At 42.1% G+C, this 12,516-nt stretch carries 12 protein-coding genes; 2 read left to right on the top strand and 10 right to left on the bottom strand.

All coding sequences use genetic code 11. From position 1 onward, the window contains the following. Positions 1-12: 12 nt before the first annotated feature. The 3 genes from HWQ58_RS13920 to cas3 form a co-directional block, all read right to left on the bottom strand. Positions 13-1,041 carry a PDDEXK nuclease domain-containing protein gene (locus HWQ58_RS13920; RefSeq protein WP_292863179.1) on the bottom strand — a complete coding sequence of 343 codons (1,029 nt, stop codon included), beginning with the start codon at positions 1,039-1,041 and terminating at the stop codon, positions 13-15. A 275-nt stretch (positions 1,042-1,316) separates the two neighbouring features. Beyond that, positions 1,317-1,514, bottom strand: a complete 198-nt coding sequence (locus HWQ58_RS13915; RefSeq protein WP_292863176.1) for a hypothetical protein — start codon at positions 1,512-1,514, stop codon at positions 1,317-1,319. 312 nt (positions 1,515-1,826) lie between these two features. Beyond that, on the bottom strand, positions 1,827-4,010 hold the full coding sequence (cas3, locus tag HWQ58_RS13910; RefSeq protein WP_292863173.1) for a type I-D CRISPR-associated helicase Cas3': 2,184 nt from the start codon (positions 4,008-4,010) through the stop codon (positions 1,827-1,829). A gap of 124 nt (positions 4,011-4,134) precedes the next feature. Here cas3 and HWQ58_RS13905 point away from each other — a divergent pair, with 124 nt between their 5' ends. Next, positions 4,135-5,001, top strand: a complete 867-nt coding sequence (locus tag HWQ58_RS13905) for a WYL domain-containing protein (RefSeq protein ID WP_292863170.1) — start codon at positions 4,135-4,137, stop codon at positions 4,999-5,001. Positions 5,002-5,166: 165 nt separating this feature from the next. Here HWQ58_RS13905 and HWQ58_RS13900 read toward each other — a convergent pair whose 3' ends face one another. The 5 genes from HWQ58_RS13900 to HWQ58_RS13880 form a co-directional block, all read right to left on the bottom strand. After that, positions 5,167-5,394, bottom strand: a complete 228-nt coding sequence (locus HWQ58_RS13900; protein WP_292863167.1) for a DUF5615 family PIN-like protein — start codon at positions 5,392-5,394, stop codon at positions 5,167-5,169. Positions 5,395-5,419: 25 nt separating this feature from the next. After that, positions 5,420-5,746, bottom strand: a complete 327-nt coding sequence (locus HWQ58_RS13895) for a DUF433 domain-containing protein (protein ID WP_292863164.1) — start codon at positions 5,744-5,746, stop codon at positions 5,420-5,422. A gap of 20 nt (positions 5,747-5,766) precedes the next feature. After that, positions 5,767-6,630 carry a fructosamine kinase family protein gene (locus HWQ58_RS13890; RefSeq protein ID WP_292863252.1) on the bottom strand — a complete coding sequence of 288 codons (864 nt, stop codon included), beginning with the start codon at positions 6,628-6,630 and terminating at the stop codon, positions 5,767-5,769. 324 nt (positions 6,631-6,954) lie between these two features. After that, a complete protein-coding gene (locus tag HWQ58_RS13885) occupies positions 6,955-8,283 on the bottom strand; it encodes a pitrilysin family protein (protein WP_292863162.1) in 1,329 nt (442 codons plus the stop codon). 24 nt (positions 8,284-8,307) lie between these two features. Beyond that, a complete protein-coding gene (locus tag HWQ58_RS13880; RefSeq protein ID WP_292863159.1) occupies positions 8,308-9,528 on the bottom strand; it encodes a transposase in 1,221 nt (406 codons plus the stop codon). Between the two features lie 51 nt (positions 9,529-9,579). Here HWQ58_RS13880 and tnpA point away from each other — a divergent pair, with 51 nt between their 5' ends. Then, positions 9,580-9,969, top strand: a complete 390-nt coding sequence (tnpA, locus tag HWQ58_RS13875; protein WP_292863156.1) for an IS200/IS605 family transposase — start codon at positions 9,580-9,582, stop codon at positions 9,967-9,969. Here tnpA and HWQ58_RS13870 read toward each other — a convergent pair. Together HWQ58_RS13870 and HWQ58_RS13865 are read right to left on the bottom strand one after the other, a co-directional pair. Beyond that, positions 9,957-10,175, bottom strand: coding sequence for a hypothetical protein (locus HWQ58_RS13870; RefSeq protein WP_292863153.1), 219 nt, complete (start codon positions 10,173-10,175; stop codon positions 9,957-9,959). The genes tnpA and HWQ58_RS13870 overlap by 13 nt on opposite strands. A gap of 76 nt (positions 10,176-10,251) precedes the next feature. Further along, positions 10,252-12,492 carry a hypothetical protein gene (locus HWQ58_RS13865; protein ID WP_292863150.1) on the bottom strand — a complete coding sequence of 747 codons (2,241 nt, stop codon included), beginning with the start codon at positions 12,490-12,492 and terminating at the stop codon, positions 10,252-10,254. Positions 12,493-12,516: the final 24 nt, after the last annotated feature.

Here is a 12,516-nt window from a genome sequence, read left to right as displayed (position 1 = left end):
AACTCCATTTTTTTACTCCACGCCTTCTAGCAACTTGGCAACTTGCTCTGGAGCGGGAAGCTGATTTTTTAATTCTTGAGGCAATGTTGAAACCACTTGATAAGTTCCTACACCAATTGGTTTATTAGATTCCTTCAGGGCATATTCAACAATCGTTCTCTGCTTAGACTTGCAAAGAATAATTCCAATGGAAGGATTTTCATCAGTTAGCTTTACCGTGTCATCTAAAACAGCTAAATAAAACTGCATCTTGCCAACATATTCAGGTAAAAACTTACCTATTTTAAGTTCTATCGCTACCAAACACTTTAAGCGGCGATGATATAATAAAATATCTATGAAATATTCCTCTTCATCAATTTCTAGCCGATATTGACTACCGATAAAAGCAAATATCCCGCCCATTTCTTGTAAAAATGGTTCAACTCTTGCCAAAATCGCCTGTTCTAGCTGTCGTTCACTGTGTTCATCTGCTAGTTCCAAGAAATCAAAAGTATATTCATCTTTGACAGCTAGTTTTAATTGGTTACGGATTTCTGCTGGAACAGTTTTATCAAAGTTAGTCTGATTCAACAGAGTCTTTTCATAGGTTTGATTTTCAATTTGGTGAATCAAAACATTCTTTGTCCAGCCAAATTTACGAGTCATTCTGATATAAAATTCTCGTTCTAGGTCATCTTTGCATTTCTCTACAATGACCAAATTGTGACTCCATCCAATTTCTCGCACCATTGGTGCGAGTTTTTCATTGTTGACATAGGATTCATAAAAAAGCCTCATCCGCCAGAGGTTAGCAGCAGAAAATCCGCTAATTCCTGGAAACTCTGCTTGTAAGTCTTTTGCTAACTGTTCTACTTCAGATTTGCCCCAACTTGCTTTTTGTTGCTGAGTAGCAATCATTTTTCCAATATTCCAATAGAGTGCGATAATTTTTTTGTTCACTGCTTGCAGCGCCTCATACTGGGCAGTGCGAATTTGCTGCTTAACTTCAACTAGCAGATATTTGTAATCGTCTGAAAAATTTTTCTGCTGGCCCGTCATAGAGGGGGACTCCGGTAGAAACTACCTTAATCCAGCTCTGTGTTTGGTTTAACAAGTAACTTACTTAACCAGCCGTTAGCGAAAAGTCTAATTTTTTAGCTTCAGGGGGTTGAGATGACTTATGTTTGGACTTAATGCCGCAAGCTAAAAAAGTGTAAAAACACCGCAAGCAGATAGAATCCTGTAACCTCACACAAAGCTCTCTAGCTAGTACCCCTCTTTAACAGAGAATTTGTCTAATTAGAGGTAAGTCCTTATGAGATCGCTAGAATTAGTCAATCTTTCAGCATCCGATATCTGTGTTTAAGCCCAAGCCGCTCTCTAATGATTGGATAGCCTCTTTCCCTAGCTTTGTCAACAGGATCTCCAAAACGCCAGCCTACTTTTACTGCCAACTCGTCACCCCAATGCCACTCGCCATCCGATAAAACTTCTAGTAATAGATCAACCTTAGTTCTTTTTAGGTTTCGCATCTTTGTATTCTCAATAACAACTTTTACATCCAATCTCTACAGGCTGTTTGCTTGTTTACTTGCCTTAGTGATCGTTTAGTCAGACGCTATCGCAAACGATAGCCAATGTAAAGCCATTAAGTTAAGAGTTATTTGACTAGTTAAATATGTCCGTAACTTAATGATGCTAAAATCAAACTAGACGGAGTACAGTTCTTTCCAAAGAATAGTGAAACTGAATCCCTACCAGGGATTGAAATAAATACGTCTGAACTTACTGGCGTAAGCTTTTCTCCGTCACATTAACTAAAATCCCTATCAGGGATTGAAACCTCAAACAACCCATATCTCATCTCCTTTGCTTTTAAACGTGTAAGCAAGCGTATCCAGCAGCAGCGCAGAGTGACCAAAAGCGATCGCATAGGGCGCAGTAGCATCATGAAAGCTATACTGATCGCTGATGCCATAAATCTGAAAATTCATCGGTAGTCTTAGCCGCATCCGCACTTCAGCAAGAGGACGGCGAATCACGTAACAGACCAAACCCTTTTTTTTGAGTTGTTTGCTAATTTCTCTAAGTCCTGGCAAGGGGTTGTCAGCCTGCCAAATTTCCACACCAGTCAAAACCTGAACTTTCCAAGCGTCAGCAATTGGCTGCAAGTTACCAGAATAGGTAAACTTCCAATTCAGCCGTTCCTCTCGGTAGTCACGCAATTTCATAAATGCTAGACAATGAGCAAATCTACCTTTGGCAATGGGTTGTCCTGTGCGTTCTGCGGTTTCTGTCAAACTTCGCATAAACGCTTCTTTAGTCCACATTTCAATTTCTAAGTTGCCCAAAATTCCAGGTAAATCATAAGTTTTAAATCTATCTGCCTTATTTTCTTCCTGTTCATCGTATAAACCACATTGCAGAGGACTTGAACCTCGAAAACTAGCAGCATCCTCAGCAATAGGATTTGCTGATTTACCTGAAAGCGCTTGCCAATCTTTGGCCCAGCCTTGAATACGTCCAGCTTGTGACTTCAGACTAGTTTCAAATACTTCCTCACAGGCTGCTTGAAACTTGTCTCGGCTTTGTGCATACTGTTGTTTAATTGTGCGATCGCTCAGTTGGTAATATAGCCAAAATGATTGCACAGCCCCCCATCGACGATAATAACCACGAAAATCATTGATTTGTCGATAATTCTCAGTAATTGTATTGTGAAAAGAGGGGCGATCGCAAATACTATTCATTTCTAACGGTGGAGTATCCCCTTTAAACAAACGCTCTACTAAAAAGTTAGGAACTAGAGAAAAAGCTGTGAAGTTCTCAAACTTAATTTTTTGACCATCTTTTTCATATTCATCATGCCTTCCTAAGCGTCCTAAACGTTGAATAAAGTTACCTGCATCGGATGATTCAAAAATTAGGAAATTGATTTTGAAATCAACTCCAACATCAATTGTGCTAGTACCAATAACCAAATCAGCAGCAAGACTCCGCTCCTTTTCTCCTTTTCCCGATAGCCCTGTATTCTCTCCAACTTTTAATCCGTAAGGCTGTAATATTTCCCGAAAAATTTGAGTTAGGCGTTTGACTGCTGCGATTGAGTTAAGGATGATTGCGCCTTTACTTCCTGGATACTGCTGAAACTGAGCCAAAATTAACTCACTATTTTCTTTTAGCCAGGTTTCCGAAGCTTTAAATGACGATTCCAAAGGAATAAAATTCAACAAAATTGTCCGTGCTACCTGCCGCCATCCCTGTGTTTGCAGTTGCTGTTGTTGTTCTGATGTATCGGCAAATTGATATTTATTTTGTTTTAGAGGATCAATTTCTTTACAACGAAATCCTGCTTTTTCTAATCGCCCAATTAAGTTTGTATTAGGTGTGGCTGAGAGAAACAGAAATTTTTTGCGGCGATTTGTGCAGCGAATTAACAACATTGTGTTAATCACACTAGCAATTTGGGGAGCAGCAAAAACATGAAATTCATCAAAAATAAATAAGTCGAAATCTTTATCAATTCTGCCCCATAACTTATCTGGACTATCGCCACGAATTATGTAAGCACCTCTATGCAAGTAGTGAAAAATATCAGGGTTGGTTAATAATGCTTCTCTCTGGTTAGTGAGAGTTGCGATCGCAGCTCCTTTTTTCAATCCTTCATTTTCAGCATAAATCTCTAAATCAGCCCCACTCAGGCGCACTACACGCGGCTGATTTTCTGGCTGGAATTTCTCAACATATCCTCTAATCTGCGTTTCTTGATCGCGGGCGAGTTCATTGGTTGGGTAAAGTCCAATCGCAGAAAATTCTCCCTGAAGCACCTCTAGATAAGCCGCTAGACTTTTACCATCGCCAGTCATCGCAGTGTTGAACACGACATCAATATTTGGATCGCGCAACGCTTCTAAAGTTGCGGCTTGATGCCAAGAAAGCGACCAATCTTTAGGTAATTTCACCCCGTCAAGTGTAGGGACGGTTTGGGAGTAAACAGGTTTGAGAGTAATGCGATATTTAAACTCCATAATTCTGTCCGTATGGAAATTTTATTTATCCGTATTAGACTTATTTACCTAATATTGCAGACAAAATAAAAAATGACAAGGGCAAAAGATAAAATTGTCCGTGTAGGAGGCAAAAGGAGTGCTAATGAGCCGCAAAGGTCAGTCCATTACTTTGTCTATTTCTGACGAAGACAAATCTCAGCTTGAAGCGATCGCTCGTGAGTTAGGTGTGATGCGGGGTGAGCGGCCGAATATTTCTGCATTGGTAGAAGCGATCGCTCGTCAGCAATTTCTAGTTGCCCCAAATAACAACTGGTCAGAAAACCGTATTCGAGTATTAGCCCAGGCTATCCAAACCTTAACGGATACAGGACAGCTTGAAGAGGCCCAAGTCATTGCTAGTTTGCTCTTAGAACGTAGTGAAGTTTCTCTTCCTCTACGAAAACAAATAGAACGTTTCTTAAAAACTCCGCCTCCACCTTGGCAGATGGAAATTGAGCGTTATATCCTTCGCCAGCAACCCTTTCAGATTTCCTACCACGACGCTGCTGATCGCTTTTGGAGCTTCAGTATTCGTTATGCTCAAATTACTTTGCACGAGCGACGACAATATTTAGACTGTTGGTGTGATGAGACGGAAGGTAATCAGGACTTACCAGAACTGATTCATAATTGGTGCTTACGTCTAGACCGCATCCCTGAAGCAGCAATCGTACCAATTGAGGGGGAGTGGCACTCAAATTTAGATCGGATCGAAGTCGAGATGCACTTATTTGCTGGCTTGGCTTTTGCCTATCAAGCTAAACCAGAAGACAATATTAATGAATGGCTACCAGATAAAGCGCGAGTCCGGCGAGTTGTCAGGCGAGTATCTAGTACATTTTGGTTTAGCCGCGAAGTCATGCAGTATGCGCCAGATTGTGTAGTGATATTACCTGAAAATGTGCGCGATCGCCTCAAACAAAAACTCCTCACCTTATGCCAGTTATACGATATCGAAACTAGGAGTTAAGTCTTGTGGGGTAGGTCGAAAAGCCTGCTCTGTTAATTATCTAGTTAATATTCCTGAATGACGAAAACTTGCTGGCTAGATTTGGGCTGATTCTGCTTTTTAACTTGAATGAGGCGATTTTTCAAGTCCTCTGTTTGTTGCAGATGGGCGTAGAGAGCGTGTGTTTCATCCTGTGTAGTCTCTATCAGTTTTACAAACGATTATGCCTTGGTGAGAAATCCCGCTACGGTGTAGGGCGATAAAGTCCTCACGATTGAGGGTGATAACGACTCGCTGGTTTTGGGTTGCAAAGGTAAGAACATATTCATCTGGGATTCCTTGATTAGCTTGTCCGGCTTCTTGGGAGGTGAGGACATCATAACCACGCTGGCGGAGTTCTAGCACCATATCCATTGGAAAGTTCTCATTGGAGTAAAGCTTAAGCATTATCGTCCTCATTGATAACAGCCAGCACACGATTTAATTCTTCCTCGTGCTGTGCGTAGTATGCCCATGCTGTTGTTAAATCATCATTGGTGAGGGTGGGATAATTACGCAGCAATTCTGCATCATCTGCTCCTTGCTGGCGAAAAGCTACTAGTGTCCACACAGGAATGCGGGTGTTGCGAATGCGTGGTTGCCCACCACAAACATCTGGAGTTAATTGAATTGCCAAACTGTTGAGCCGTTCTTGCAGTAAAAGACGTTCTTCCAGAGTGAGGGAGGTGATGATTTGCAGCAGTGAATCAACTAATCGTGTGTTCATGTGTTTCTGCAATCTTCTACTTAGCGCAAAATCTGGTCAATCATCCGGTTGGCTTGCGAACCATAACCGCCGCCAAATAAATTGAAGTGATTCAGAATGTGATACAGGTTATAGAGCGTTTTTCTCTGCTCATAGCCTGCATCTAACGGCAATACCTCGTTGTAACCTTTATAAAATGCTGCTGGGAAACCACCAAATAATTCTGTCATGGCGATATCAACTTCTCTATCTGCAAAATAAGTTGCTGGATCGAATATCACTGGTTCTCCCGACGCAGTACACCCAGCATTTCCGCCCCATAAATCGCCATGTACCAAGGAAGGTTGCACTTGACGATTTGCCAACAATTCAGGAATCGCCGCTAATAACTTATCTTCTTTAGGGAAATTACCTCCCCGCCGCCTTGCTAATTGAAATTGATAACCCAGGCGATGTTTAACATAAAATTCCACCCAGTCTGCTGTCCAAGTATTGATTTGGGGTGTGGAACCAATGGTATTGTTAATTTTCCAACCAAAACCTTGACTGCTGGGAGATTTGTGCATTGCTGCCAATTTGCGCCCCATTTCTTCCCAGGATTTAGTATTACTGCTACCAAGTTCTAACCATTCCAGGATGATGTAGCTAGAATTATCAGCAGTACCCCAGCAAATTGGTTTGGGAACGCGAATACTAGCTGTTGCTAGCATTTGCTCTAAACCCAACGCCTCAGCTTCAAACATCGCAACTTGGGATGCCTGGTTTAGCTTGAGGAAGTAGGTTATCTCACCATTGGAAACAGCATAACCTTGGTTGATACACCCGCCACCAACCGATCGCCGTTGCTGACTTTGAAATTTTTCGCCAGTCACCTGGCTAATATGGGTGTCGATTTGAGTCCACATCATGCAATTTTGGATTTTGGATTTTAGATTAGTAACTGGGCATTGGGTATTGGTTATTAATAGAACTTACGCAAAATTATGAAAAAACGAACCGCAAAAGACGCAAAGGACACGTTCGTGTAGCGTCTCGCAGAGAAGTAATAAAAATTCTAGAGAGTTTTTGCGTAAGTCCGAATTAATTATTTTCCTCTTCTCCATGCCCCATGCCCCATGCCCTTCAGGAGTGCCTCGGCTTAGAGTGCTGAGTGGGGAATCTCACTTCTTTACTCGCTTGCCGAGGAACTCGAAACTCGGAACTGTTTTGCCCCATTCCCCATACTTAATTTACGGCTTGACGAAAACTACACCATAAGCATCTGGAGATAGATACTCTTTGGCTGCTTGCATCAAGTTTGTTGCATCTTGGCTCTGAATAATCGCTGGGTAGTTAAAAGCGGGTTCCAAATCTCCCACCAAAGATTGATAATAACCATACAACCCAGAGCGATCGCTTGGTGTTTCGTTACTAAATATAAATCTGTTGGCTACTCGTCGCTGCACGCGAGCTATTTCTGATTCTGTTACCAACTCTGTTTGTATTTTGCCAATGTGTTGAGCGATCGCATCCTCTACAGCAGCTAAATTTTCTACAGCACATTTAGCTGAAATATAAAATATCCCTTGCAGTTCGTTGCTCATGTTGCTCACAGAAATCGAAGAAACTAATCCCCGTTCTTCTCGTAAATCCCTCACTAATCTTGATGTCCGTCCGTGGCCCAAAATTCCGGCTAAAATATCCAATCCATAGGTGCGATCTAACTGAGTCATTCCTGGAACCCGCCAAACCATTACTAGCCTTGCTTGTTGCAGACTTTCATCGATAAATTTTCGACGAACAATTTCTGTAAATGCTGATTCAGGATTCAGTGGGGAGTGGGCAGAGACACGATTAATCGCGTCTGTACTGGAGAGTGGGGAAGGTGGCGTCCCCTCTGGGGATAAGGGGTAATGGGGAATGACTTTTGTAAATCCTTCTGCAACAGTTGCAATTAATTCTTCTACGGGCAAATTGCCCACAGCTACGGCAGTAATTGACTGGGGTTGATACCAATTAGTATGAAAATCTCGCATCTGCTGAGGTTTAAGTTCGGCAATCACCGATTCTGGTCCCAATACTGCACGGCGATAGGGTAGATAATCAAAGGCCGTCTCCATCGCCCGCCGAAATGTCCGCCGTTGGGGATTATCCTCTGAACGCCTAATTTCTTCCAAAACTACCAATCGCTCACGTTCAAAGGCATCATTAGGAATACTCGCATTTGATACTACATCTATTTGTAGTGGCGCAAGCTCGGCAAAATCTTTGGGGGCAGTAGTTATATAGTAATGAGTATAGTCCTGGCTAGTAGCAGCATTGGTGACAGCACCCCGCTCTTCAATTCGACGTTCAAATTCGCCGCTAGCTAGTTGTTCTGTTCCCTTAAAAATCATGTGTTCTAAAAAGTGAGCCATGCCGTTAATGGCATCAGGTTCGACAGCAGAACCAACTTTTATCCATAAGTTGAGGTTTACGGCTTCAACTGGCATTTGCTCAGCAATGATTGTCAAACCATTGGGCAACTTGTGCAGCGTCGGAGCATTGAGACGAGGAAATTTCTGCAGGGTTGAGGTCATTGCTACTTGTGTGTGAGGAGCATGTTACTCTCTTATCTTATCTACGACTTTGACATACTCACCGACCTTGAAGGTCGGAGAAACACTTGACAGTTCACAGTAACTCGCTGTCGAAACAGTCTTATAGTCACTCCCTGTCCGTTTAAGATCGTGGCGATGCCCCATCCCGACCATCTCTATGTTTTTGGAAGCATTTTCATCTCTTTCTTGCTCAGTACCGCAACTCAAGCAAAGTATTGAGCGAACAGATAGGTCAATTTTCCCCCAACGAAAACCACAGCATGAGCATATTTGGCTTGTTGGTTGCCATCTGTCTATTACTCGGAAATCACGGGTAAACTTTTCTGATTTGGCCGCGCATTGGATTCTAAATTCTCGCCATCCTTGCAAACTAATCACCCTAGATAGCCTACGATTTTTTACCATTCCTGATACGTTTAAATCTTCCAAAACAATTACTTGGTTATCGTTAATTATCTTGGTTGACAGCTTATGTAAAAAGTCTTTTCTAGTATCGGAAATTTGGTTGTGTATTTTAGCAATTCTTACACGAGTTCTATTTCTTCTTTTTGAGCCTTTATGTTGACGCGCTAGTTTTCGCTGTAATTTACGAATTTTGCGGTCACACTTTGAATAGTTAGGGCTGAGAGCCTTTTCTCCGTTGCTTATTACAGCAAAAGTTTTTAATCCCAAATCAATACCGATACTTTGGTTTTTAGCAGCAGCAAGAATAGGTTGAACCTCTACCACAAAACTCAAAAAATAGCGATTAGCGCAATCCTTAATTACTGTGACTGAACTAGGTTCAGATGGTAATTCTCTTGACCAAATTGGCTTCATTGCTCCAATTTTAGCGAGATATACCTCTCCTTCTGTGATGGAAAACGCTGCTTTAGTAAACTCAGCAGACTGCGAGTTAGTTTTCTTCTTAAATCTTGGTGCGCCAATTTTACCACCCTTTTTTTTCCCATTACGAGAATTGAAAAAGTTTTTGTAAGCAACATCTAAATGCCTAAGAGACTGCTGTAATGGCACTGAAGAAACATCAGATAGCCATTTTCTCTCATCAGTCTTTTTCGCTTGAGTGAGTATTGCCGAGAGTTTGTTGTATCCCGGTAATTTTTCAGACTGCTTGCAAAAAGCTAAAGCATCATTCCAGACGACCCGAACACAACCAAACAACTGAGCTAAACTCTGTCCTTGTTGGTCTGTTGGGTAAAATCTATACTGATACCTAGTTTTCATTCCTTGTGCTAAAATTGGTTTGCTAAAATATTCTATATTGGTCAGTCAAAAATGACAAGTAGTTTAAGACATGAAAGGCATAGTGTTTCAGACCTAAAAATACATTTGGTCTGCATCACTAAGTATAGAAGGAAGATTTTTACTGCTGAAAGCCTTGAACTAATCCACACGTCATTTATAGAAGTGTCAAAAAAGATGAATTTTAATGTACTTGAATTTAACGGAGAATCTGACCACATTCACGCATTAATTGAGTTTCCGCCCAAGCTCTCAATATCTCAAATTGTTAATGCACTAAAAGGGGTATCTAGTCGTAGGTACGGTCAAGCCGGATACCCAAAACCCTATAGCAAACAAGCCCTGTGGAGTCCTAGCTACTTCGTGTCTTCTGTTGGTGGTGCGCCACTCGAAGTTCTTAAAAAATATATTCAAGGATCTTGAAAAGCCGCTCCTTTAGGACGGGGTTTTAAACCCAAAATTTCGATAAGCACTGCGATCGCTTCTCCTGTCAGAGACGTTTTAGAATCTACCGCTCTAGCGTAAGCCAAAATGTCATCTTTGAGCGCAATAGGTACGCGGATCGGTGTTGTCTTGCCACTGTTCTGGCGCGGTTGCCAAGGAATGCCGAAGCCCCTCTTTTTGCTCACGTCTATTACTTGGGAGTGCGTGTTACAAGCACAATCTCACAGGACTTGTGACGATCGCCGGTTTTACGTGGCTAGTTCAAGTGAGAGATTTTGTGAGAAGGCGACCATCCAAAACCAGGCTAAGTTGCCCATTGGCAAGAATGCTAGTTCCTTGGATATAAGCAGCAACTGGGATTGCTTCCCCCAGAGGATGGATCGTAGAGAATTGCTTGCCGATGATGCAATCTAATTCTAAAGCACATCGTTTGTCTAAGTAACGAAATACTAATAAAGGCTTATCCTGTTTGAAAGCATTTAGTGTATCTGTGCTGTAAGTAGTAACTGAGGTGGGAAGGTGGTTAGGACAAGTCAGCACATCAGTCAATAAGTGGATAGGGACGAGCATTTCTGTTGTTAGATGCTCATGAGCACAACCAAGGAAGCCACTGGATCTGCCAGAAGACTGCAAAAATAACATGCGTCCCGCTTGAGTTTGGATAATTTGTTCCGACTGGGATAGACAAATCTGCTCTACAGAATCGGCAATAAATGCATAGACTCTGGAGTTAGCTTGACAGACGATAAGTTGAGCAATTTTTTGATCGAGGGGAATTTGGAGCGAGAAGGCTGTACCATGTCCAGCTTTAGACTTCAATACTATTCTTCCCTGAATAGCTGTTAATTGCTTGCAAACTTCAGTTAATTCTACTCCTAACTCTAAGGCAGCACGATCGCATAAAACAGATGAAACCTCTGGTTCAAGTACTAGTTCTTGTAAGATATCCTCTGGTTTTGTCAGGACGAGTCCTTGGGCTGAAGCTTGTTGATAAATTTGAGATAAGTTAAGTCCTGCACCATCATCACAGCCATCAATAATCAGTTGATTTCCCTGCTGGTAAACTTGAATTTCAATAATACCGTTGCTATTTTTACCTAGCTGTTGGCGTGTTTGGCAAGACTCAATACTTTGCTCTAGTAAATAGCAACTTATATGCAACAAAAGAGCATGGAGGCGATCGCTAAATACCCGAGCAACTTGGATATCGCTAATTTGTAAATGTAGTCTAGCAGACTTATCTTGTAGAGCTTGTAACTCAGACCAAAGCCGATGCAACGGTTCTAAGGCTACTTTTAAAGGAATAGTTGTAACTGTTTTGACTAAATTGGAAGAATGGTTAAGCAACTTTTCCTGCTGTATCAGTTCTTGTTTGAGTTGATGATGATTGTTATTGAGGGAATGAACAGTTGATGCCACCTGAGACGCTTGGGCCAAAACAGATTGAAAAGTACTGTATAATTGCTGAGAGCTAGAAGCAGCTAGCGGAGAAAGGGTATCTGAAATTGCTGCTAAACGTCCTGACCATTCCTGTAGATTATCCAGCAGGTGTTGTAATCGTTTAACTTGTCGGAGCAACCGCCCGATCGTCTGTTGTTGTTGTTCTTCCTGACAGGCTTGCTGATTATATGTAGTTAATAATGTTGCAACTAGCGTGTTTAGTTGTTCGAGATGCTTAATATTGATGGGTGTAGCGGTTGGAATACTTGTTGCAACAATGGTAGAAATGGATTCTTGCAAAGAGAGTGGATGGCGATCAGGAAAAGATTTAACTAGGGATGCAACAGAAGTTTCAGTAGGCAGGGAAAAATCCCCCAACCAAGCATGAAAATCTCCTTCCCCATACTCCTTCGGGTTTGCTAGTTCCCCTACCTTGGCAAGAAGCTGCTCGGTATCTACGTAACAAAGGCTGCCAGCTTCACTTATTAGTTCTCTGTTCGGGTTTTCCTTATCTTTAACCATAACTTGCTCTGGTAGAGATGCAGAAGATTCTACCTCGGTCAAGCGATCGCCAAACTGAATAACTGGTTGATATTCCTGCGGTTGCTCTATCGATGTTTCAAGGTTTGTTTCCTGGGGGATAACGCTTTGTTGGCGATCGCCAAACTCTGCTTGTAGACGAGCAACAATGGCAGACATCCGCTCCAGAATTTCTACTTCGTCAATTTGCGAGGCTGTTAAAAATGCCATCAGCAGCATCTGTAGGCAATCTAATCCTTCCGACAACAGGGAGGCGATTGAGGCGTTGACAGTTGCCCGATACTGATGTAAAAGCTGAAAAATCTCTTCTAATGCAGCCGCAACTATGGCAATGGCATCTAGCTCGGCTGCTATGGCAATCGAATGCAGAGAGCGAGCAGCTTCCATGAGAGCCAAAGCTGTACCAGGGTTACTGTCTTTCGTATAGTTAGGCAACTCCTGCTCCAAGAACAGTAACAGATCGATCGCTTCTTCTACAAAGCGATCGTCGTTCTGCGGTTGGGGGACAAAATCGGTACTCATGAAAACAACTCTCAGTTTCTATGG

The organism is Nostoc sp. LPT, from assembly GCF_017115165.1.
Classification (GTDB): Bacteria; Cyanobacteriota; Cyanobacteriia; order Cyanobacteriales; family Nostocaceae; genus Nostoc.
Note: the sequence above shows the minus strand (reverse complement) of the source record. Positions and strands in the feature narration are given on the sequence as shown.

What these genes read in the sequence shown, in the direction of transcription:
- HWQ58_RS13920 (WP_292863179.1), bottom strand. Translation starts at nt 1,041, where the DNA reads ATGACGGGCCAGCAGAAAAATTTTTCAGACGATTACAAATATCTGCTA.
- HWQ58_RS13915 (WP_292863176.1), bottom strand. Translation starts at nt 1,514, where the DNA reads ATGCGAAACCTAAAAAGAACTAAGGTTGATCTATTACTAGAAGTTTTA.
- cas3 (WP_292863173.1), bottom strand. Translation starts at nt 4,010, where the DNA reads ATGGAGTTTAAATATCGCATTACTCTCAAACCTGTTTACTCCCAAACC.
- HWQ58_RS13905 (WP_292863170.1), top strand. Translation starts at nt 4,135, where the DNA reads ATGAGCCGCAAAGGTCAGTCCATTACTTTGTCTATTTCTGACGAAGAC.
- HWQ58_RS13900 (WP_292863167.1), bottom strand. Translation starts at nt 5,394, where the DNA reads ATGGATATGGTGCTAGAACTCCGCCAGCGTGGTTATGATGTCCTCACC.
- HWQ58_RS13895 (WP_292863164.1), bottom strand. Translation starts at nt 5,746, where the DNA reads ATGAACACACGATTAGTTGATTCACTGCTGCAAATCATCACCTCCCTC.
- HWQ58_RS13890 (WP_292863252.1), bottom strand. Translation starts at nt 6,630, where the DNA reads ATGTGGACTCAAATCGACACCCATATTAGCCAGGTGACTGGCGAAAAA.
- HWQ58_RS13885 (WP_292863162.1), bottom strand. Translation starts at nt 8,283, where the DNA reads ATGACCTCAACCCTGCAGAAATTTCCTCGTCTCAATGCTCCGACGCTG.
- HWQ58_RS13880 (WP_292863159.1), bottom strand. Translation starts at nt 9,528, where the DNA reads ATGAAAACTAGGTATCAGTATAGATTTTACCCAACAGACCAACAAGGA.
- tnpA (WP_292863156.1), top strand. Translation starts at nt 9,580, where the DNA reads ATGACAAGTAGTTTAAGACATGAAAGGCATAGTGTTTCAGACCTAAAA.
- HWQ58_RS13865 (WP_292863150.1), bottom strand. Translation starts at nt 12,492, where the DNA reads ATGAGTACCGATTTTGTCCCCCAACCGCAGAACGACGATCGCTTTGTA.